The 21,457-nt window shown below is 36.6% G+C and carries 20 protein-coding genes; 4 read left to right on the top strand and 16 right to left on the bottom strand.

Annotated elements, in window-relative coordinates:
• Positions 1-20: 20 nt before the first annotated feature.
• The 4 genes from ACIQ7N_RS08395 to ACIQ7N_RS08380 form a co-directional block, all read right to left on the bottom strand.
• Complete coding sequence (locus ACIQ7N_RS08395) at positions 21-797, bottom strand: M15 family metallopeptidase (RefSeq protein ID WP_402931364.1); 777 nt, start codon at positions 795-797, stop codon at positions 21-23.
• A gap of 282 nt (positions 798-1,079) precedes the next feature.
• Positions 1,080-1,328 (bottom strand): hypothetical protein, encoded by a 249-nt coding sequence (locus ACIQ7N_RS08390; protein ID WP_132361600.1) that lies wholly within the window; start codon positions 1,326-1,328, stop codon positions 1,080-1,082.
• Between the two features lie 58 nt (positions 1,329-1,386).
• A complete protein-coding gene (yidC, locus tag ACIQ7N_RS08385) occupies positions 1,387-2,142 on the bottom strand; it encodes a membrane protein insertase YidC (RefSeq protein ID WP_132361598.1) in 756 nt (251 codons plus the stop codon).
• 175 nt (positions 2,143-2,317) lie between these two features.
• Positions 2,318-3,112: a helix-turn-helix transcriptional regulator gene (locus tag ACIQ7N_RS08380; protein WP_132361596.1), complete on the bottom strand. Its 795-nt coding sequence runs from the start codon at positions 3,110-3,112 to the stop codon at positions 2,318-2,320.
• A gap of 503 nt (positions 3,113-3,615) precedes the next feature.
• Between ACIQ7N_RS08380 and ACIQ7N_RS08375 the strand changes: the two genes are divergently transcribed.
• The 3 genes from ACIQ7N_RS08375 (at position 3,616) to ACIQ7N_RS08365 (ending at position 7,565) form a co-directional block, all read left to right on the top strand.
• Positions 3,616-4,266, top strand: coding sequence for a LytTR family DNA-binding domain-containing protein (locus tag ACIQ7N_RS08375; RefSeq protein WP_132361594.1), 651 nt, complete (start codon positions 3,616-3,618; stop codon positions 4,264-4,266).
• Positions 4,267-4,778: 512 nt separating this feature from the next.
• The gene (scpC, locus tag ACIQ7N_RS08370; protein WP_132361592.1) at positions 4,779-6,299 is read left to right on the top strand and encodes a succinyl-CoA:acetate CoA-transferase ScpC; all 1,521 of its coding nucleotides are present in this window, start codon (positions 4,779-4,781) and stop codon (positions 6,297-6,299) included.
• Between the two features lie 120 nt (positions 6,300-6,419).
• Positions 6,420-7,565: an MFS transporter gene (locus tag ACIQ7N_RS08365; RefSeq protein ID WP_402931361.1), complete on the top strand. Its 1,146-nt coding sequence runs from the start codon at positions 6,420-6,422 to the stop codon at positions 7,563-7,565.
• A 14-nt stretch (positions 7,566-7,579) separates the two neighbouring features.
• Here the strand turns inward: ACIQ7N_RS08365 and ACIQ7N_RS08360 are convergent, their stop codons facing one another.
• The 12 genes from ACIQ7N_RS08360 to ACIQ7N_RS08305 all read right to left on the bottom strand — a co-directional run bounded on the left by ACIQ7N_RS08360 (position 7,580) and on the right by ACIQ7N_RS08305 (position 20,256).
• Positions 7,580-7,885, bottom strand: a complete 306-nt coding sequence (locus tag ACIQ7N_RS08360) for a hypothetical protein (RefSeq protein WP_402931360.1) — start codon at positions 7,883-7,885, stop codon at positions 7,580-7,582.
• Between the two features lie 787 nt (positions 7,886-8,672).
• The gene (locus ACIQ7N_RS08355; RefSeq protein WP_402931359.1) at positions 8,673-8,954 is read right to left on the bottom strand and encodes a GNAT family N-acetyltransferase; all 282 of its coding nucleotides are present in this window, start codon (positions 8,952-8,954) and stop codon (positions 8,673-8,675) included.
• Between the two features lie 133 nt (positions 8,955-9,087).
• Positions 9,088-10,002, bottom strand: coding sequence for a DUF1002 domain-containing protein (locus tag ACIQ7N_RS08350; protein ID WP_402931358.1), 915 nt, complete (start codon positions 10,000-10,002; stop codon positions 9,088-9,090).
• Positions 10,003-10,451: 449 nt separating this feature from the next.
• Positions 10,452-11,309 carry a CvfB family protein gene (locus tag ACIQ7N_RS08345; RefSeq protein ID WP_132361582.1) on the bottom strand — a complete coding sequence of 286 codons (858 nt, stop codon included), beginning with the start codon at positions 11,307-11,309 and terminating at the stop codon, positions 10,452-10,454.
• 41 nt (positions 11,310-11,350) lie between these two features.
• A complete protein-coding gene (gene mntR / locus ACIQ7N_RS08340) occupies positions 11,351-11,770 on the bottom strand; it encodes a transcriptional regulator MntR (protein WP_132361580.1) in 420 nt (139 codons plus the stop codon).
• 518 nt (positions 11,771-12,288) lie between these two features.
• Entirely contained in the window at positions 12,289-12,588 is a 300-nt protein-coding gene (locus tag ACIQ7N_RS08335; protein WP_371873368.1) for a late competence development ComFB family protein, read from the bottom strand.
• Between the two features lie 169 nt (positions 12,589-12,757).
• Complete coding sequence (locus ACIQ7N_RS08330) at positions 12,758-14,884, bottom strand: heavy metal translocating P-type ATPase (protein ID WP_402931357.1); 2,127 nt, start codon at positions 14,882-14,884, stop codon at positions 12,758-12,760.
• Positions 14,865-15,236: an ArsR/SmtB family transcription factor gene (locus tag ACIQ7N_RS08325; RefSeq protein ID WP_402931356.1), complete on the bottom strand. Its 372-nt coding sequence runs from the start codon at positions 15,234-15,236 to the stop codon at positions 14,865-14,867. Before ACIQ7N_RS08325 ends, ACIQ7N_RS08330 begins: the two co-directional genes overlap by 20 nt.
• A gap of 261 nt (positions 15,237-15,497) precedes the next feature.
• Positions 15,498-17,861, bottom strand: a complete 2,364-nt coding sequence (locus tag ACIQ7N_RS08320) for a penicillin acylase family protein (RefSeq protein WP_402931355.1) — start codon at positions 17,859-17,861, stop codon at positions 15,498-15,500.
• A gap of 150 nt (positions 17,862-18,011) precedes the next feature.
• Positions 18,012-18,767, bottom strand: a complete 756-nt coding sequence (locus ACIQ7N_RS08315; protein ID WP_132361570.1) for an exodeoxyribonuclease III — start codon at positions 18,765-18,767, stop codon at positions 18,012-18,014.
• Positions 18,768-18,823: 56 nt separating this feature from the next.
• A complete protein-coding gene (gene murB / locus ACIQ7N_RS08310) occupies positions 18,824-19,738 on the bottom strand; it encodes a UDP-N-acetylmuramate dehydrogenase (protein WP_402931354.1) in 915 nt (304 codons plus the stop codon).
• Between the two features lie 212 nt (positions 19,739-19,950).
• Positions 19,951-20,256 (bottom strand): winged helix-turn-helix transcriptional regulator, encoded by a 306-nt coding sequence (locus ACIQ7N_RS08305; RefSeq protein WP_132361566.1) that lies wholly within the window; start codon positions 20,254-20,256, stop codon positions 19,951-19,953.
• Positions 20,257-21,061: 805 nt separating this feature from the next.
• Here ACIQ7N_RS08305 and ACIQ7N_RS08300 point away from each other — a divergent pair.
• Positions 21,062-21,430, top strand: coding sequence for a DUF2500 domain-containing protein (locus ACIQ7N_RS08300; RefSeq protein ID WP_402931353.1), 369 nt, complete (start codon positions 21,062-21,064; stop codon positions 21,428-21,430).
• Positions 21,431-21,457: the final 27 nt, after the last annotated feature.

Genomic DNA, 21,457 nt, shown 5'->3' with positions numbered 1-21,457 from the left:
GAACAACTCTCTTCCCTTTTTTATTTCACACCTAAATATTCTTCTAGGGTAATATTTTGTTTTTTAATGTCTTTTGCTATGTCTACACCAACATAACGATAGTGCCATGACTCATACATATAACCTGTGATATCTTCTTTATTTTTGGGGAATCGTAAAATAAAGCCGTAGTCTTGAGCATGCGTAAATAACCATTGTCCAGCTGGCGTCTCACCGAATTCTTCAGTTAGCCATAAACTATTTTTGCCGTTTTCCCCTATATCAAAGGCCAAACCTGTTTGATGTTCTGAATAACCTGGTCGAGCACTATAGCGATCAGCAGCAGCTTGCCCATCACGTTTAGCATAGTTATTATATAATGTTGTTTGATATTCAAAAGATCGATAGCCGCTAAATGCCACTAAATCAAAACCTTGTTGTTTTGCTGCCGCAAACATTTTGTTTAGAGCTTGACGTGCCTCAGGATTTTCTTCAGGCGCAAAGGTAGATGGTAGCGGATATATTTTATTCGCTAATAAAATACCGTTAATATATGTCGGCTCAGTTGGTAATGTTTGATTTGGTACATAGCCATTTTTATCTGTCTTCTGCTCTGGCTTCACAAGATTATCTGCTGTTTTTTTCGGCTCTTCTTTTGCAGCTGAATCTTTTTTAGATGGTTCTGCGGTTTGTTGTTTGTCTTCATCTGATGCATTACTTACTTGTTTATTTTTATAGTTATACACTACGAAAATAGAGACAATAAGCGCCACTGAGATTACAGCACCAAGGATGAGTGGTAAACGTTTCTTTTTCACTATTTTTTACCCCTTTTAAAGTTATCCAGTACTACATAGTAAGGATTTTCTTTTAAAGAATTAAATCTATTGTAGAAAGAACAGTCCTTCAGTAAGTACCGATACTAGTTTTTACTATATTGATATAGTCTCATTTTACCACTGTTCACAATTTAGAGTGAGGTTTTCACCAATTATTTTTAAACTTCTTTTCGCAATCAAACACTTGTACCTGTCGCTACAAAAGATAATTACAGAAAGAAGTTTAAGCCTCCGATGCCAAGGCAAATTGATGTTACTCTGTTAGTCTGTGAGAATAATAATCAACACGACTATAGAAGCAATTGAGAAAAAGATTGCCATATACTTCATCCATTTTGCCTCTTTTACATAGCCTTGCTCTTTAAAACTTTTTGCCCTAAAGCCATTCGATACGGCAAACATAATAGTCATTGCCAATACTGCAAAATTAAAATTACCCATGATAATAAATACGATAGCCGCAATACTAAAAATCGCGACTAGAATAGATGATAGCAACTTTATATTCATCTTGCTGTCCTCCTAAAAAAATCGAGGCTACATAGGCGCCTCGACAAAAATTATTTTATTAGTCTACTTTTTCCGGATGCTCCGAATAAAATTTTCGACCGATATATGTTTGAATAATCAACAACGCACCGCTGACTGACCAGTAAAGTGGTAGGGCTGCCATAGATGTCATCGAGATAAAGACAATCATAATTGGTGAAATATAAATAAACATTTTCATTTGTGCTTTTTGTTGCTCTGGTACTGTCCATAATGATACACGTGCTTGAACTAAATAAACAAGACCCGCGACAATTGTCATAGCGATATCAGGTGAACCTAAGCTAAACCATAAAAATTCGTGTGCCTTCACGTCTGTAGAATATAAAATGGAGAAATAAAGACCCATAATAATTGGCATTTGAATTAACATTGGTAAACAGCCCATGTTGAGTGGATTGATACCATGTTTTTGATATAATGCCATCATTTCTTGTTGATACTGCGTTTGCTCTTCTTTTGTCTTTGCTTCCTTCATCTTTTTCTGAACAGCTTCCATTTCAGGCTTAAACGCATCCATTTTCAATTTCATCTTTTGCTGGGAACGGTAATTTTTTAACATAATCGGCATTAAGATTAAACGAATAAGGACCGTAATAGCAATGATTGCTAAGCCATAGCTGCCTGAAAATGTGTTACCGAAAAATTCTAATAAAAATTCCATTGGTTTTACAAAGACACTATAGAAAAAACCTTCTTTGTTTTGCACAGCTTGACAGCCACTAAGAACAAAAACGGCGAGTCCAAGCATTGAAAATAGCTTCAAATTTTTCATTTTTCCACCTACTATTATTTATCAACTAAAATGAAGTATACATTATCTGGCCTATCTTTATCAAATAGCAAGTGCTACTTATTCCATCGTATAAAAAAAGATGCGCGCTTTAGCATCGCTAATGCGTCCGCATCTTTTTATTAATCTTATTTATTATCCATTTATATTTCGGACTTTAGACGTTTTGAAGCTCTGATTCCGCCATCTCAAAACGATAAAACTCGTGATGTAGTTCATCTCGGAAATGTTTGGGTGTTACCCCAGTATATTTTTTAAAGATGCGGGTAAAATAACTTTGGTTACAGAAATGGAATTGATCTGAAATAGAAGTAATACTTTTATTTGTGTGTCTTAAATAGTACTGTGACTCTTCTACTCGACGAACATTTAAATATTCAACTAGTGTAATACCAACATGTTCTCTAAAAATACGCGATAAGTGACTAGTACTAATATGGAAGTTATTTGCGATGCTTTCCACTGTTAAGTCATTTTCTAATTCATCATTTATATACATAATTACCTTATTTACTGTTTGGTGACGGAAAGTCGGTTGCTTGCGATCTGCAATAAAATAGACAAAGAAATCGATTAAATCATCAGCAAATTGTAAAAATTCTGCGTCTTTCATTTGATTTTCGATCATATCATTACAAGCAATGTTAAAAGCAAATGCTTTCTTCGAAGGAACTTGATTGTCTAGCAATTTACGAGCAACAATTGACGACAAAACAGAAAAATAACTTCGAACAATTTTAATGACTTGTTTGCCAAAACGTATTGAAAGAATATCAATTAATTCATGCAAAGATTTTTTAGCTTTTGCCGATTCTAAATGGTAAATTTCAAATATTAATTTCGACTCAATATTAAAAAATTCTTCTATACCGATGTATTGATTAATACTATCGATTTCTTGAAAGTATCTTTTGGATATCGTTTCTGACATAGAATGTTGATGTAGTTGCATAATCTTCCCCATCTTTCTTCAGATTGCACGAATTGCTTTTACATTTTTTGACACCTATCTATTTCATATAAGAAAATAGTATTTCCTTAACAATTGTATGAATTGAGTCATATTTCACAATTATATAATTGAATATAACTTAAAAATAACCCAACTAAACCACTAGTTTACAAAAAAAATAGACTATAAAGTGAATTTTACCATATTCTGCGATTTCCTTTCAACCACATTTTGTCTCTAGTACTAGTTCTAATTTATCATATACACATAGTAGAAACATCGTAAACTTATTTACCTATATTTAGATTTTACCATATTCATACCAAAATGAATTAGTAATTATTTAAAATATGTTACAAATTATGTAATGGATTTTACAACTTTATATTTCATCAATCGACATTTCTCTTTTTTATTCCGAAATCTTCTCTATATAATTTATACGAATATGTAGTAAAATAGATGATAATACTATTTTTAAAAGTTTAGACGAGGTGTTAAAATTGGAACCAAAACAAATAGAAGAAATTATGGAGATTATTAAGGAATTCTTCCCTGAGAATACTTCCATTGCAATTTCCGATACAAACGAATACTTGTACTACCAACCGAGTAAAAAAGTTGATTTAAAAATTAAACCTGGCGATCCGATTAAAGAAGGTTCTGCGGCTCATAAAGCGTTAAACTATGGGCAAAAGATTAGCTCTTATATTGAACCTGATGTATTTGGGGTAGCCTATTACGGCATGAGTATTCCTTTAATGGAAGAAGGAGAAACAAAGGGTGCTATCACTGCGATCTTCCCACAAAAGCCGTCAGCATTTTTAACGAATTACATTACAATCAAAATTGACGATTGTTGGTACCCAATCAAGCATGATCAGGTCATTTATCTTGAAACACAGCTCCGAAAAACATTTGTTAAAACAATGAGTCGTGAAGGATATCACCGCTTAAACCTAAGTGATCTTGAGCTATTTTTAGCCCCTGACTCATTTATACGTTGTCACCGCTCTTATATCGTTAACATTGACTACATTGATGAAATCCAACCAGACTCACATTCAACGTTTTTATTAATCATGAAAGACGGTACACGTATTCCTGTTAGCCAACGCTATGCAAGTTACTTCCGACGTTCTTTAGGTTTCTAATTTTGTAAAGTACAGCGAGCCATTTTGATTGTTCGCTGTACTTTTTTTAAGTTCCTCACCACAATAGCTTGAAATGACATTGGTTCAAGCTCATCGGACGCCCCAGAAAGCTTTGCTCTGTACGAAAGCGAAGCGGCAGCAACAAATATTTTTTCTGTGCGAAAGCGAAGCGGCAGCAACAAATATTTTTTCTGTGCGAAAGCGAAGCGGCAGCAACAACAATAAAGGCCTAGCCGGAACGGAAATCACTTCTTTCCTATTGTTGTTATAAACTCTCTAAAAATAAAGCAACTCTACATTAAACCGTTTTCTCTGTCGAAAATTCGTTTTTATGCTCATTTTTCCTCTTTTTACTCAATTTAATGCTATTTCTAAAGTTTTTGTGACAATTTGGTGATAGTATTATTCAAATGGTTGGAGTCATACTACAACTGAATAAACAGAAAATTCTTACACGTTTTTTCTAGTTTTGTAATCGGTTTCCATCAAACATTTTAGGGGAGGATTTTTTTATGGATGCAAATGTTCAAAAACGCCTAGGCTTAAAAGAACTTGAAAGTAAAATTGTTACTGCTGAAGAAGCTGCAGCACTGATTTCAGATGGTGATGTAGTTGGTATGAGTGGATTCACTCGTGCGGGTGACGCAAAAGTTGTTCCTATGGCTTTAGTAGAGCGCGCTAAAAACGAAAAATTCAAAATTGATGTATATACAGGAGCTTCTTTAGGACCTGAAGTAGATAAATACTTAGCTGATGCTGGTGTTATCCGCAAACGTGGACCATTCCAAGGAGACGCAACTATCCGTAATTTAATTAATACTGGTGACGTCCTATATGTTGACGCTCATCTTTCACATAACGCTGAATTAGTTCGTCAAGGAATTATTGGACCAATTAAATATTTAATTCTTGAAGCTGTTGCGATTACAGAAGATGGACTTATTATCCCAACAAACTCTGTAGGTAACTCACCGATCTTCGCTGATTACGCTGAAAATATTATTGTCGAATTAAATATCTCTCATCCAGAAGCTTTAATAGGTATCCACGATATCTATGTTCCAGGTGAGCAAGGTCAACGTGAAGCAATCCCAATGACTGATGCTATGCAACGCATTGGTGACATCGGTATTAAAGTAGATCCAGCTAAAATTAAAGCGATTGTTATTTCTGAAGAGCCAGATGCTCCTTCATTAATCGTTCCTCCAGATGAAGAAACACAAACAATGGCGAACATTTTATTAGACTTCTTCCGCGATGAAATTAAAGCTGGTCGCTTAACAAAACAATTAATGCCATTACAATCTGGTGTAGGTTCTGTTGCAAACGCTGTACTTGACGGCTTCGCAAATTCAGAATTTGAAGATTTAGTTGTTGCTTCTGAAGTACTTCAAGATGCTGTATTCAACTTAATTGATGCTGGTAAAGTTAAATTTGCAGCAGCTACTTCAATTACACTGACTGAAGAATTACAGAAAAAAGTATATGGTAACCTAGAGAAATATGCTGATAAAATTTGCTTACGTCCACAAGAAATTTCTAACCACCCAGAGCTTATCCGTCGTTTGGGTCTAATCTCAATCAACACTGCTCTTGAATTAGATATCTATGGCAACGTAAACTCAACACACGTATCTGGTACTCGTATGATGAACGGTATCGGTGGTTCAGGCGACTTTGCACGTAACGCTCGTCTAGGTATTTTCGTTACTAAATCATATGCAAAAGGCGGCGCTATCTCTTCAATCGTGCCAATGGTTTCTCACGTAGACCACACTGAGCATGATGTTGATGTCATCGTAACTGAGCAAGGTATTGCTGACTTACGTGGTCTTGCACCGCAAGAGCGTGTACCTTTAATTATCGAAAACTGTGCACACCCAGATTACAAAGAACAACTTTGGGATTACTATAACCGTGCTCTAGAAGCAACGGGCGGCCATCAAACACCTCATATTTTAGAGGAAGCACTTTCTTGGCACGTAAATCTTGCTAAAAATAAAACAATGAAAAAAGAAGTTGCTAAAGCTTAATTTTCATCATTCAGAAACGCCTCATAAGTTGAAAAACTTTTGAGGCGTTCTTTTTTGACGAGAATGGTATAATCAGTGTTGGACTATCTTTAAATAACATAACTTTTCATCGGAGGAGCTATGAAGAAACTTATCTATTTGATTATATTCTTGTCATTTTTCGACCTTTTCACCCAGCTTCCTATCATAAGTACATATGCTGAATCCTTAGGGGCATCAGCCTTCTTTACTGGCCTGGCTGTAGGTATGTATTCTCTTTCCAATACATTTGGTAATATTATCTCTGGTTTTTTAACGGATCGTAAGGGACCATTCATTATTTTAATCCTAGGTCTACTAACAACAGGTCTTTCACTTACACTTTATAATTTAGTAGAAGATCCTATTGTTCTATTAGTAGTGCGCTTTGTACATGGATTAGTTGCGGGCTTAATTGTTCCTGCTGCATTCACCTTTTTAGCAAATGCAACTGAACAAGAGAAAAGAGGTAAGGGTAGTGCTATCTCTGGAGCTTTTGTTGGCATCGCCGCAATAATCGGCCCTGCCTTTAGTGGCATTTTAGCGAGTCGTACTAGCGTACCATTCGTTTTTAATATTACGGCAAGCTTTATGCTCTTGCTGAGTGTATTTGCCTTCTTTTCACTAAAATCAAAGCATGTTAAAAAAGAAAAATCTGCACCGATTACAAGCATTCCTATTCATGTACTTTTTACTAATACAGGTACATTAAAAGCCTTCTCTAGTGCATTCTTTTTAATGTTTTCTCAAGGGGTTATTGCCTATCTCCTTCCTCTAAAAGTACAATCTTTAGGCTTTGATTCACGTTTAAGCGGGACTTTGATGAGTACATTCGGAATTATTGCTGTACTCGTATTTATTTTACCGATTAACCGTATTTTCGATAGAGTGGCACCAATTAAAACATTATCACTTGGTATAAGTTTAATGGGGATCAGTCAATTATTAATTAGTCAGGTGGATTCAAGTACGTTACTTTATATTGCAATGGCCTGCTATGGTATCGGTTTTGGCTTCCTATTCCCATCAGTAAATTCACTTTTAATCGACTCTACGACTGCTGAAATCCGTGGAAAAGCATATGGTTATTTTTATGCCTTCTTTTCACTAGGAGTTGTCCTAGGTTCCTCATTACTTGGGTGGCTCTCACTAGGTATTGTCAGCGGCTTTATATTTACTGGAATTGTATTATTAGCATTTGCAACGATCATTATATGTACACAAAAAAGACCTTCTCACGTGAAATGAGAAGGTTTTAGTTATTATTTATCTTCTTGAATTTCTCCATTGTAGTAATGGATACCTGTATGTCCCCCACCTTCAGCAACCATTTCGTTTGAAGCTATTTTTGTTGGGGACGTTCCAGCTTCTGTCGCTACTTCAGTCGATATACGCTCTGATACGTCTTGGTGCATCTCCATATTCGTTGTATTCAAATAAGATGCTAATTTAGATTTTGTACTATTGAGCATACTTAATGCTTTATCACGATTTTCTTTTTTACTTAAATAAGATGCTGCTACAGCTAACCCTGCAATTATAACACCTGTTCTTTTTCCTTTTGCCATTATAAATCCCTCCCAAAAATATAGAAACTGGCTCTATATTATATCTTTTCCCTATTATTTGAGGACTAAACATAATTTTTATTTACGTTACAGCATATATAAAAAGAGAGATCATCTATAATCCTTCGTCCCAGCATATAAACAAAATTCATAGTAAGTCTTATGTTCTCAGACATCGCAAATTAACCTCCTACTAAATTCCGTTACAAGTATTTCTTGTTTATCACCTAAAAATAAGGAATGCTATTTAAAGTACCCAATTGAAACTAAATTAAACCCCATATTATAGTAAATATCAATGATTACGAAGGGCAGTTAAAGGGCAATAATGTATTATTAACACTAATAATTGGAGAGTGATTATTATGAAAGATTTGGACTCAGTATATGATTGGGTAGACATGGCTTCATTAGTAGGTGGGGCAGGCATCTTAACTGCACTAATTTATAGTATTTTACTGTAAGGAATAGCATAGATGATTTACAAAAATCAATTATGACTCGGCGCAATCTCCGTTGTTGCAAAAAAACATGTATAGCTGGCGCTTTGCGCTTGCAGATAAACATAATGCCGCCGGAAGCTTTAACTGCTTTCAGCGAATGTTTTAAAAACATTTACGAGCTAAAAAGGCAATCTGCTTTATTTAACAAGCAAATTGCCTTATTTTTTATCCCTTATTAACGGGCAGTAAGTTTCAGCAGTCAATTTTGCAAATAGATGCGCTTTACCCGTAAACGCTCGATTGGCAGTGGGGATAAAAAAATCCCCACTGATTAGCGTTTCACTTTATCGTTTTACATCATGATAATCATTAGATTTTTCAAATGCAGCAACTACATACGAGCAAACAGCTTCCATTTTATAGCCTTTCTCACGTGCATAAGCTACAGCATGATCCAACAATTTTTTTGCCACACCTTGGCCACGGAGCTTATCGGATACATATGTGTGATCCATTATCATTACTTGACCCTTTTGTTGCCATGTAATTTCCGCTAATCTTTCCCCTTCTTGCTCATAGACAAAAGCAAGCTTATTTTCTGCTAGTTGTTGTAATTGAAATTCCATTTCCCATCACTCCTTTTTATCATAGTAACATACCCTCTTTACACGTAACATTAAAAAGCTACCTATGAAAAATAAAAGAATCTGTTACCTTTCCCTAGTAATCAAGGGAAAGTGTTACAGATTCTTTTCTTAATTAATTAAACCATGACGCAATTGTATCTTTTAAATTAGCAAAGAAATTTTTCACACTTTCCCAGAATCCTTTATCTTCCATCAGTGATCCAAATTTATCTTTAATTGTATTGCTAATATCATCTAATTGTTTAGACCATTTACCAAAATCAATGTCTAGTTTACTAATTTTATTCATCAAATCAACTAGTAATTGACGGTCCTTGTCACTTAAATTAATTTCAAGCTTGTTTAATTGCTCTTGCACAATCTTTTCAACTTCTTCTTTACTTGCTGGCTTCGATTCTGCAATTTCTTTTTTGATTTCCGTTAGTAATTCCGCAACCTTAGCATCATCCACGCCTGCCGATTGCGTAAGAGTAGTTGCTACTGATAGTTCATCATTTGCAACATCTGTACGATCAGTATCTAGCTTTTCACCTGTTGTTACTTCGTAAGCTTTATATATTCCCACTAGCGCTGAATGGCCTGTTACTGCCTTAGGCGCAGCAACCTGTACTGTTGCATCTTCAATACCTGCAGTTAGCATGGCATTTGCATACATTTCAGAAGTAACCTGTGTAATATTTGATGGTGTAACAATTTCAATAACTAAGCCTTCTCCTGCATTTTTGCGCGTAATTTTGGCAGAAGAATACATACGAGAGCTAGAATTACTATCTTTAATATATTTGGCTAAGTCTTGACCTGAAACAGTTATTTCTTCAACTTCAGGCTCTTCATTGACTTTTAATGACTTTTTAACAGACTCTTTTTCAGTCTCTGATAAGTTTGCACCGTATACGACGATTGGTGCTCCTAGTTTTTCATCAATTGCTTTGGGTGGCGTATTATCAGCTGCAAAACTTGTTGCTGGCGCCATCACGCCAAATACTAACATAGTCGCCGTTAGTATTTTTATCCACGTGTTTTTCAAATTGTGTGACCCCTTTCGTTAGAAAACTCATTGGCCTGTATAATATTTGCCAATCAACTCTGCCTCGGCATCCTTGCCGCTGTCGCTTCGCTTTCGCACAGTAAACATTTGCTGCTGTCGCTTCGCTTTCGCGCAGTAAACATTTGCCGCTGTCGCTTCGCTTTCGCTACAGATAAACAATGCGTCCGGATTCGGCTTTATGCCTGCAAAAAGAATTTCTTTCCGATTTTGCGACATCCGCCAGAGGCTTGACCTTCTTTGGAGCAGATGGTTGATCTCACGCTAAAAGAAGGTAGGCAATAATTAGTACGAAAAAAAGACGAGAAGGTTTCAACAGCTCTCGTCATTTTCTTTAATTTTATCTTGTAACAAAAACAATTGTAACTGCCGTTACATAAAACATCTATAGCTGACGCTTTGCTTTCGCTACATATAATTGCTGAAAGAAATTAAATTTCCTCTGTCCAACCGTCCTGCTGTTTTACCTTACCTGCTTTCATAAGCGTACCTAACGCTCGTTTAAATGCACCTTTGCTCATTTTAAACATTTCTTGCACTTCATCAGGTGAGGATTTATCGCCAAATGGCATTTTGCCCCCTACCTCTTGTAGATAATTTAAAATTCTTTGTGCATCATCTGACAGACGCTCATGTTTACGTGGTAAAAGTGAACCATTCATTGAACCATCATCTTTCACATCAATAATACGAACTTCTACGTCTTGTCCTAGACGAGGTTCTGCATTACGCTCTGACTCATGAACAAAAATACGGTACGGGATCTCCACACCTAATAAAAATGAGCCCACTGGTAATAAACGATATGGACGCGCCTTAATGTTTTTATTGTGCATTTCTTCAAATGCACCTTCATATAATTCTGAAATTTTTTCTTCAGTTGCTAAACGTCCAAATAAATCACCATTGCGATCTGTGCGTAATGTCATAAATAAATGGTCGCCTGGTGCTGGCCAAAGCTCTTTTATTGCAGGTAAATCTTCAGCTTTTACTAGCACCTCGCGTGAAGTACCGATATCTACAAAAGCCCCTTCGCGCTCGACTACTTTTAGCACTCGAGCCCAGCCATATTCCCCTTGTACGAAAGCCGGAATAGCTGTTGTAGCTGCTAAATCGCCACGACGATCCGCAAATAAAAATACTTCAAGGCGGTCGCCTATTGCAAGTGGCTCTGTTACCTCTGAAGCATTTAAGGGTAGTTCGTCAACTCCATTTGTTAAGATCCATTTCGATGCTTGTTGTTCTAAAACAGTTAACGTAACAACTTCACCTGATTTTAATTCGTTCATATTGTCTTCCTTTCCCTCTTACCATCATTTTCACAAAACCTTTAGAAATTATGATGTGTTCTAGATGCCTCTAGTTTTTTAACGATGTCCGGATTTTCTTCCATTACTTGCACAAGATCCGCAATTCGATCGATTGAATTCCAACTTAAATGATGTTCAATTCCTTCAACATCATCGTAAATTCGCTCTTCATCCACACCAATGATTCGCAAAAATTGCTCTAGAAGCTCATGGCGCAGTACAAGACGTTTTCCAAGTTTTTCTCCTTTAGGCGTCAATGTAAGGCCACGGTATTTTTCATAAACTAAATAACCATCTTTATCTAATTTTTGAACCATTTTTGTAACAGAAGAAGGAAGAACAGATAATGCTTCAGCAATGTCAGACACACGAGCATACCCTTTATTTGTGATTAATAAGTATATTTGTTCGATATGGTCCTCCATACTAGGTGTTGGCATATCCTTTTCCCTCTCTTTCCTTTTCTTACTCTCTAGTTTACTACAAGCTTGCCTTAAAAGTTAACTGAAAATACATATGCCAGAAAAACAATACTTGTGCAACCTAAAAAGAACCAACTTCATATGTTGGCTTCCGTTTTGTTGGAAAATTTGTGGCGATGGCTTCACTCGCGTTGCTCGCTCCAGGGTCTCATCTGTGACGCTGATCCCCAAGGAGTCGCCCAGTCTCCACTACAATCAACCATTCACATAGCGTTTATTTTCTGGCATTTTACTCTAATTTATTGAGATAAAACGAAGCATTAGCAATTGTGTGCGAAAGCGCAGCGACAGCAACAATTTAGTTATTTGCGCGAAAATGGAGTGTGAACGAAGTGGCAGCGGTAATAATAGCGGAGGAACCGGTCAGTCACTTTCCCACTGGAAAGCAAATAGCGTGGAACGGCAATCAACCCTCGCTTTGCCGATAAGCATACTCTATTGACCCAATAGTTTTTCAAAAACATGAAGAGCCAACTTCATATAGAAGTTGGCTCTTCCTTATGTCGAGGATGCTTATTTACCACATGTAATGCATGAATAATCTCTTTATTGATTCGTTCAATATTTTCAGGAGTATTCATCATTCTAAATGCTTCATCTCGGGTTTCCATAGATGTAACATACTTGCTAGGCAATGCATTTAGTGTAAGTGCCACTGTGTCAAGTTCACAGATTTCACATTTACAAAATGTTTGATATTCCGGTCCTCGTAGTAGAAAACTTACTAAACCACGTACAATTTCCTCTGTAACATTTACTAAAATAGGATCTGACATATTCAAACCTTCGCCTCATTTTTATTTAATTGTTACATTATTCCTGAAACCATAATAACGTTAACGAAGCTTTTTTTCAAGAATCGCTAGTAGCATCTATATCAAAACAAATTACTAGCTCCTTAGAATGATTTTATTTCCTACACCCTTCCTTCAGGTTATATCTTATTCACCATTTCTTTGTTTTGATTAATCGCAATGAGTTAAACACAACTAGTAACGTAGCACCCATATCTGCAAAGATCGCAATCCATAATGTTAGCCATCCCGGGATAACGAGTAACAAAGCAACTAATTTTAGGGCTAAGGCAAATATAATGTTCTCTTTTATGATGCGTAATGTTTTCCTACTTAAGCCAATCGTATAAGGTAGCTTCGTTAAATCATCACCCATTAATGCGATATCCGCAGTTTCTAGTGCTGCATCAGTACCAGCACCTCCCATTGCAATACCGACATCGGCTGAGGCAAGTGCAGGTGCATCATTAACACCATCTCCTACCATCGCTACTGCACCATACTGGGCACGTAAATCTTTAATGGCCATTAATTTTTCTGCTGGTAATAAACTTGCTCGCACATCTGTCATATTTAAGGAAGTTGCAATTGCCTGTGCTGTTGGCTTTGCATCACCTGTTAGCATAACTTTATGTTTCACTTTTAAACCATTTAATTTATCCAACACTTCTTTACTTTCTTGTCGTAATTGATCAGCAATACCAATCATTCCTATAAACTGATTATTACTAACAGCTGCTACAACTGTTTTCCCCTGTTGTTGAAGTTTTTCAACCTGTTCTTTTATCATTTCATCAACAGTCGTTAATGTAGCAATCCATTTTAAGCTTCCTACATAGATTATTTGACCGTCTACTGTTGCGTAGGCACCCTTTCCTGTTACGGATTGAAAGTCTGTTGGTTTAAGCTCTGTTAAATTTTCCTCATGCAATGCCTGTAAAATTGCTTTAGCTAATGGATGCTGTGATTGCTTTTCAACGGCCGCTACTAGCTGTAAAACATAATCCTTAGACATATTTTGCGATGTAAAAATATCCGTTACAGCAGGTTGACCTTTTGTAAGTGTTCCTGTCTTATCAAATGCTATTGCTTCTATATGACCAAGTTGCTCTAAATGAATTCCGCCTTTAATAAGAACACCTTGTCTAGCTGCATTCCCGATTGCCGTAACAATAGCAACTGGTGTAGAAACGACTAATGCACATGGACAGCCTACAACAAGGACAGCTAATCCTTGGTAAATCCAATGTTGCCAATCACCTATAAATAAAGGAGGGATAACCGCTACAAGTAAAGCTACAATCATAATTGCAGGCGTGTAGTATTTCGCAAAGCGATCAACGAATTGCTGCGAAGGTGCTTTTTCTGCCTGGGCTTCTTCAACAAGATGAATGATTTTGGCAATTGTTGTGTCCTCTACTCGCTTTGTCACACGAATCTCTAGGGCACCTTCTTCATTTAATGTTCCTGCAAATACTTCGTCATCGACTGTTTTACTGACCGGAATAGATTCACCTGTAATCGCTGCCTGATTCACTGCTGACAATCCACTAACTACAATTCCGTCCATAGCAATCTTCTGACCAGGTTTAACGATTAAAATGTCACCAATCTCAATCTCCTCCGTTGGTAACTCCATCTCATGGAAATGTTCGCCATGTGCTCGCTTAATCGTTGCTGTTGGTGGAGCTATATCCATTAGCTGACGAATTGATTGACGCGCCTTATCCATTGAATACGCTTCAAGTGCTTCACTTACAGCAAATAAAAAGACAACTACAGCGGCTTCTTCCCATTCTCCTATAATGGCTGCACCGATTACCGCAATGGTCATCAGCGTCTTCATATCAAATTCAAAGCGCGCTAGATTGCGGAAACCTGTTTTGAAAATGCCAATTCCCCCAACTAGAATTGCGATAATAAACATCCCAATAGTGAGTGGCTCAGTTTCACTTCGCATTGCTCCAAACACATATCCAAGCACTATGAATAGCAAGGAGATTCCAGCTAATATATTTTCTGTTTTTCGATAAAAAGGTGTTGATTTTTCAATTGTTCTTACTGTTGATTGGGAAACTTTTATGCCATCGAAGGCACCTGCTTCTTCAAGCTGATCAACCTCAATATTACCAATAACCATTATTTTAGAAGCACCAAAATTCACTTGAGCATCCTGGACTTCGGGAATAGCCTTCACATTTTTTTCGAATTTGGCTGCACAGCTTGCACAGGATAAGTTTTGTAGCCTGTATTCTTGTTTAGTTGGTGTCGCTGTCATTTACAATCCCCTCTTTCACATGTTCATAGGCAATCGTTACAATTTGATACACATGCTCATCAGCTAAAGAGTAGTACACTTGCTTTCCTTTCCGATATGATTTCGCTAAATTATTATCTTTCAAATATCGTAAATGATGCGATGCTGTTGCTACTGAAGAGCCGATAATGGAAGCAACATCGCAAACACATAATTCAGCTTTGACCGTTAAGGCATACGCAATTTTAAGTCTTGTTTCATCAGATAATGCCTTTAAAAATTTTGCTACTCCTGATAGATCTGGCATTTGCTGTTGTACCTTGATGACAGCTTCTTCATGAACATGTGTTATTTCACATACTTCTTTTGACATTTTTTCATCACCTCATTCAAATGTTTGTTTGATTGTTTTCAATATAACATAATATTCCATCATATTCAAATGAATATTTGAATGTAAATGATTTATATCACCGCTTTAAAAAATATCTTTATATACAAGTAAAAAATCTAGCACTTCAATGTGTAAAATAAATTGTTTCAAATACAAAAAAATTCCTTTCTACTCGAAAATAGAAAGGAATTTTTTATTGTCATAATATAAAAACGCATTTAATTCTTATAGCCTTTCATCCTATTTGGCTTTTAAACGCAACGTCTTACCTTTAATATCTTCTTTTCTCACAAACGTTTGATGATAATCTCCATTAGCCCAATCCATTACTTGATCTTGATACCATGCTGATTTTACATGTCCACTCTGTCCAGGACCAACAATATGATAGGCTGAACTTAAATCGCCAACGTCAACAACAAAGCGCCATGATGCGCCATGATTAACATTTCCGGCTAAGTCATTATCAGCAGCCTGAACAGTAACCTTTGAACCACCAATAGGAATCTTTTTAGCATTAAAATATGCTGCAATAATCGGTGAAGCTTTACCTAATGTATGATCAAAGGTAAGTTGATGGAAGTTACCCCATTTCCATTTCGATACGTTTTTGCCGAATTGATCTTCTATTTGTGCGACAGTGAGCTCTAACGCCTTGTATACTGTTGCATCCACACCACCCTGCTCATCAATCCATATGCTGTTCTTACCGGCATAAGCTGTACGTAAAAGCTGGTCTGTAATATTAAATTTCCCATACATTAATTCATACATGTCTTCTGGCATCTGATCCTTAAATAACACTTCCTGTAACTTTTCCATTAAGGTATGGAACATTAATGGCGCCCCTGAATCCTTTGCATCTACCATGTCCCAATTCTCTAATAATTTAATAACATCTTTATATTTTTCATCCTGATCTTGTGCTTTTATTGATGTTAATAAATATGGTAAAAACTCACGAGCATATAGGTTATGCTGATCCATTTGTAATTTCATTATATCTTCCACTGTTAAAGAGTCATTCGCCGCTAAAACTTCCTTAATCCGTTCAAAACGATAAGGCTGTGCCCAGAAATCTGTTATATGATAAGGATATTCTTCCCCAATAACTTCATTATTCGCTGTTGCAATAAAGCCTTCATCTGGGTTTACTACAGTCGGAAGCTCATCCCACGGGATAAAGCCCTTCCACCCATAGTCACTAGAATCACCTGGTACCGGCAGTTGCCCGTCCCCTTGCTTTCGAATCGGAATTTGACCATTCGCTTTATACGCAATTGTGCCATCCATTGATGCAAAAACGAAATTTTGAGCAGGTGCCTTAAAATCCTCTAATGCTTTTTCAAATTCACTCCAGGATTTTGACTTATTAAAGCCTAACACTGCACGAAGTTCTGTCGTTGGTTGCAGTGCCGTCCACTGCATCGAAAACTGTGCTGTAGGCTCCGTATCTTTAAAAGCTAAATCAGTCATGATTGGGCCGTGACGTGTGACAACGACATTAAAATCTACCGTTTCTCCGTCCTTTACCTTTATCGGTTCATTACGCACCTCTGCTTGCTCCCACTTACCATCATAGCGGAACTGTGTCGGATTATTCGGATTAGGTATTTCAATATATAAATCCTGTACATCAGGTCCAACATTTGTTACACCCCATGCAATGTTATCGTTGTGACCTAAAATAACGCCCGGAACACCCGCAAAAATTACGCCACTCACATTTTGCTCAGGAGATTGCAGATGCATTTGATACCAAATAGATGGTGTACTCAGCCCTAAATGTGGATCATCTGCTAAAATTGGCGTTCCGTTTTTTGTTTTCTTCCCCGATACAACCCAGTTATTACTGCCGTTAAATTCATTTGGTAACAGCTCTGTCTTAAAATGCCCTGCCACTGCTACGGGATTGTCTTTATTTGCCGTAATAATAGATGAAGCGTTTTCAGGATACTTTATAAATAATTCTTTAGCTTTTTCTTCACCAAAGTTTTGTAAAGCCCAATGACGGAACGCAAGCGTATTCCAATTACCCCCTAAATCATAGGCCATATATTTACCAATAGTAAGAGAATCTACAACGGACCATTCCTCCGGTTCGTAGCCTAGTAATGCAAATTCATAGCTTAATGTATTATTTTCCTTAGCCTGTGTAATAAAAGCATTGACGCCATCTGCAAACCACTCAAGTACCTGTCTACTTTCTCTATCATAGATAGATAATGATTTTTCAGCTGCCTCACGCAAGCTAAACGTTCGGAAATGTTTGTCAGTATCAATAGTTGCCTCACCGATTATTTCCGACAAACGACCACTAGCTTGTCTTCGCGCTAAATCCATTTGAAACAGTCGATCTTGCGCTTGAACATAGCCTTGTGCACGATATAAATCTGCATCTGTTTTTGCAAAAATATGAGGGATTCCCTTGTCATCCCTTGTGACAGTTACATCTTCATCTAGCACACTCAACGAAAGCTCTCCATCAATTTCTGGCTTTGATTTATTCATAAACCATGTAAATCCAATAAATGCGACAATAGCTACTACAGCTAAAAATCCCGCTATAGCCAGTAGCCACTTTTTCCACGTAAACTTTCTCATATCCCGCCCCCCTTTTTGCAATATATTCTTTTACCCGCTTTCAAATCCTTTAAAAAGTTTTGAAATTTAACTTCTTTATAGCGGGTGTCATTAATTGCGTTGCAGTATAAAAAAATCGTATCTCCTTTTAGAAAATACGATTCTTAAAAACTAGTTATTTAGCTGTAATTCAATCGGACAATGATCACTGCCCATAATATGTGAATGAATGCTAGCCTCATTTATGTTGTTCTTTAGTCTCTCAGAAACAATAAAGTAGTCAATACGCCATCCGATATTACGCTCGCGTACTTTATTCATATAAGACCACCATGTATAGTGATCTGTTGTATCTGGATACATGTAGCGGAATGAATCTACAAAACCACTTGCCAATAGCTCCGTCATTTTTTCACGTTCTTCATATGTAAAACCTGAATTACCAACATTAGACTTCGCATTTTTTAAATCAATGTCCATATGTGCAACGTTTAAATCACCGCAGTAGACAATAGGCTTCTTACAATCTAACTCTTTTAAATATAACGCTAATCGATCCTCCCACTCTAAACGAAGAGGTAGTCTAGCTAAATCACGCTGTGAATTCGGGGTATAAACATTCACTAAGTAAAAATCTTCATACTCTAGTGTAATAATTCTGCCCTCTCCCTGCGATTCATCGTCACCAACACCATAACGTACTGCAAGTGGAGTATGTTTTGTAAAGATCGCTGTACCTGAATAACCTTTCTTCTCTGCATAATTCCAATATTGCTCATATCCCTCAAGAGAAATCTCCACTTGATTAGCCTGACACTTTGTTTCTTGTATACAGAAAAAATCTGCATCTACATGATTGAAGAAATCTAAAAACCCTTTACCTAGGCAGGCTCTAATTCCATTAACATTCCATGATATAAACTTCATTTTCTGTTTCACTCCTCAAAAAAACGCCCTTCACTATTAACGAAGGGCGTAGTATCCTATAAGTCGTCACCAACGATTTTTACTTCTGTTTCTAAGTCGATGCCAAACTTTTCTTTCACTACTCGTTGTACCATTTGGATTGTTGCAATATAGTCAGTAGCCGTTGCATTACCTTTATTAACAATAAAGCCTGCATGCTTCGTTGATACTTCTGCATCACCTACGCCTTTTCCTTGTAAGCCGCTATCTTGAATAAGCTTGCCAGCAAAGTGACCTGGTGGGCGCTTAAAAACACTTCCTGCAGATGGGTATTCTAACGGTTGCTTAGATTCTCGCTGAAACGTTAAATCAGCAATTTTTGCATCAATTTCTTCCTGTACACCTTTTGCTAATTGAAACTCGGATGATAATACATAATACCCCTTCTTCGCAATGATACTATGACGATAACTAAGTTCAAGTTCATCTTTCGATAATATTAAAATTTCGCCTTCTTTTGTTAATACTTTCGAAGAAATAATAATATCCTTAATTTCACCGCCATAAGCACCTGCATTCATTGCCATAGCTCCCCCAACTGAACCAGGGATACCACATGCAAATTCAAAACCTGTTAAAGATGCTGCCGCAGCCAGTTTTGATACATCCTTAATAAGCGCACCACTTTGCGCGTAAACATGGTCACCATTAATGCGAATCTCATCTAAAAATGAAAATGTAACAACGATCCCTCGATGACCGCCATCACGAACGACCATATTAGATCCATTACCTAACATTAATAAAGGTATATTATTCTTATGGGCATAGCGAATAACTGTTGCTGCCTCTTCCTCAGTTTCAACGAGAACGAAAACATCCGCTTTACCGCCTAATTTTGTCATAGTATATTGCTGTAATGATTCATTTAACTTAATATTGGCCGGATTAACGCTCTGTGTTAAATCCGCTGCCCATTGTTCTTTTGTCATGAGAGCTAATTCCTTTCTAACGTCCTTCTTACTCTACACTAGTATGGATTTAGAACCCCAATTTGACAAGTAAAATGAAGGTTCTTTTTTCTCGCCTTAACGGGTAGCGAGAGTCCCAGCAGAGATGATGAATAGGAAATTCATAGTCATTAGTATTACATATGTGCAATGTTTATCTATCCATCAGAAATTTCGAGATAGCCTTCACAAAATTAAAGCCAACTCGATGCCCATAATTCGATATTACGAATTGCTCCTTCTAGTGCCCAACCTTTATCCGTCAAAGAATACTCAACACGTACCGGTACCTCTGAATATACTTTTCGTTCAACAAGCCCTTCTTTTTCTAGCTCTTTTAAACGTTCGGATAATAAACGACCGCTTACAGGTAATGAAGATTCTATTTCATTGAAGCGCTGTGGTCCATCTAATAATTGATATAAAATTAGCCCTGTCCAGCGTTTCCCAATTAAATCCATTGCTTTAGCTAAACGAGGACATAAATTTGACTCATTCATTTTTTTCACCTCTTATGTACTCTATTGTAACGATTATTTTTAAAAAAGTAAATTTGAAGTAACTTATTTACTAACGATAATTTGTTTACTTTTATTAATTTAATTACTAATTGTAACCTATGGGCATTTTTGGATTTAATTTAGATTCAACGTTAAAGTACCTTATCTAACTTTGTCCTTATGCCATAGAGATTAGCCGTGGCCGTTCGATGAGAGGTGAGTAAGGGTCATTTAATATCTGCAATGAAAATGGCAACTTACTTCTATATAGATGCGCATGATTTTATTATTATGACTCCTTCCATTGTGTATCTTAACAAAACTGTCTTACGGTTTAAGGTTTCATTTTAAACATTCACAAAATGAACTTTTTTCAATGTAATATTCTCTCATTTTTTCTAAAAACTCATTGAATATCTGAATTGTTTATTTTATTATTCTTGTAAGATATTGGTTCTTTTCCAACGATATTTTAGTCATTCAACTATTGGTTTTTCTGTACGACATATGAGGATATTTTCAAACATTAAACAATGGTCGCTGTTGCTAGGGTTTCGCCAAAAGACTTTGTTCGTGATGAATCTGTATCTCCCTGATCACTGACATTAATCCAAAAACTTTATTTACGTCTACATATATTGAAAAACTAGAAGATAAGAAGTTTGCTATATATAGAGATTTAACTAATCACTTATGCCTCGGCATAATTGTAGCTGTCGCTACCGATAAACAACTTTCTGAATTCTGTAACATCCGCCTTTATAACGACTTTAGGCACAATATTTCTTAGATTGGAGGCCATTTTATGGATGGGTTTGATGAATTCTCTTTTGTTCCTAGTTTTATTTCAATAATGTTTATTATCGTGTTCGGTATTATAGCATTTACTATTATTAAAAATATCTTACAATGGGCGAAAAACAACAATGAACCATTATTAACAGTACCCGCTAAAGTCGTAACAAAACGTTCGAATACTAGTGGAGGTTCTGGTAACTCTAGTGCCTATACATCGTACTATGTAACGTTTGAAGTACAAAGTGGCGATCGTCTAGAATTAAAAATGAATGGTCGTAATTATGGACAGCTTGCAGAAGATGATTTAGGCTTATTGTCATTTCAAGGCACACGTTATCATGCATTTGAGCGACACAAAAAGGAGAGTAGCGTTTAACAACGCACTCTCCTTTTAACATATCAT

The organism is Lysinibacillus sp. NPDC095746 (genome assembly GCF_044763535.1).
In the GTDB taxonomy this organism is placed as follows: Bacteria; Bacillota; Bacilli; order Bacillales_A; family Planococcaceae; genus Lysinibacillus.
The sequence above is the reverse complement of the archived record's forward strand: the minus strand, read 5'-3'. Positions and strand labels throughout refer to the sequence as shown.

Coding starts and splice junctions, on each gene's coding strand:
- ACIQ7N_RS08380 (WP_132361596.1), bottom strand. CDS start 3,112: ATGCAACTACATCAACATTCTATGTCAGAAACGATATCCAAAAGATAC.
- ACIQ7N_RS08365 (WP_402931361.1), top strand. CDS start 6,420: ATGAAGAAACTTATCTATTTGATTATATTCTTGTCATTTTTCGACCTT.
- ACIQ7N_RS08335 (WP_371873368.1), bottom strand. CDS start 12,588: ATGTCAGATCCTATTTTAGTAAATGTTACAGAGGAAATTGTACGTGGT.
- ACIQ7N_RS08325 (WP_402931356.1), bottom strand. CDS start 15,236: ATGTCAAAAGAAGTATGTGAAATAACACATGTTCATGAAGAAGCTGTC.
- ACIQ7N_RS08300 (WP_402931353.1), top strand. CDS start 21,062: ATGGATGGGTTTGATGAATTCTCTTTTGTTCCTAGTTTTATTTCAATA.
- ACIQ7N_RS08360 (WP_402931360.1), bottom strand. CDS start 7,885: ATGGCAAAAGGAAAAAGAACAGGTGTTATAATTGCAGGGTTAGCTGTA.
- ACIQ7N_RS08355 (WP_402931359.1), bottom strand. CDS start 8,954: ATGGAATTTCAATTACAACAACTAGCAGAAAATAAGCTTGCTTTTGTC.
- ACIQ7N_RS08345 (WP_132361582.1), bottom strand. CDS start 11,309: ATGAACGAATTAAAATCAGGTGAAGTTGTTACGTTAACTGTTTTAGAA.
- ACIQ7N_RS08305 (WP_132361566.1), bottom strand. CDS start 20,256: ATGAATGAGTCAAATTTATGTCCTCGTTTAGCTAAAGCAATGGATTTA.
- scpC (WP_132361592.1), top strand. CDS start 4,779: ATGGATGCAAATGTTCAAAAACGCCTAGGCTTAAAAGAACTTGAAAGT.
- ACIQ7N_RS08315 (WP_132361570.1), bottom strand. CDS start 18,767: ATGAAGTTTATATCATGGAATGTTAATGGAATTAGAGCCTGCCTAGGT.
- yidC (WP_132361598.1), bottom strand. CDS start 2,142: ATGAAAAATTTGAAGCTATTTTCAATGCTTGGACTCGCCGTTTTTGTT.
- ACIQ7N_RS08330 (WP_402931357.1), bottom strand. CDS start 14,884: ATGACAGCGACACCAACTAAACAAGAATACAGGCTACAAAACTTATCC.
- murB (WP_402931354.1), bottom strand. CDS start 19,738: ATGACAAAAGAACAATGGGCAGCGGATTTAACACAGAGCGTTAATCCG.
- ACIQ7N_RS08390 (WP_132361600.1), bottom strand. CDS start 1,328: ATGAATATAAAGTTGCTATCATCTATTCTAGTCGCGATTTTTAGTATT.
- mntR (WP_132361580.1), bottom strand. CDS start 11,770: ATGCCAACACCTAGTATGGAGGACCATATCGAACAAATATACTTATTA.
- ACIQ7N_RS08320 (WP_402931355.1), bottom strand. CDS start 17,861: ATGAGAAAGTTTACGTGGAAAAAGTGGCTACTGGCTATAGCGGGATTT.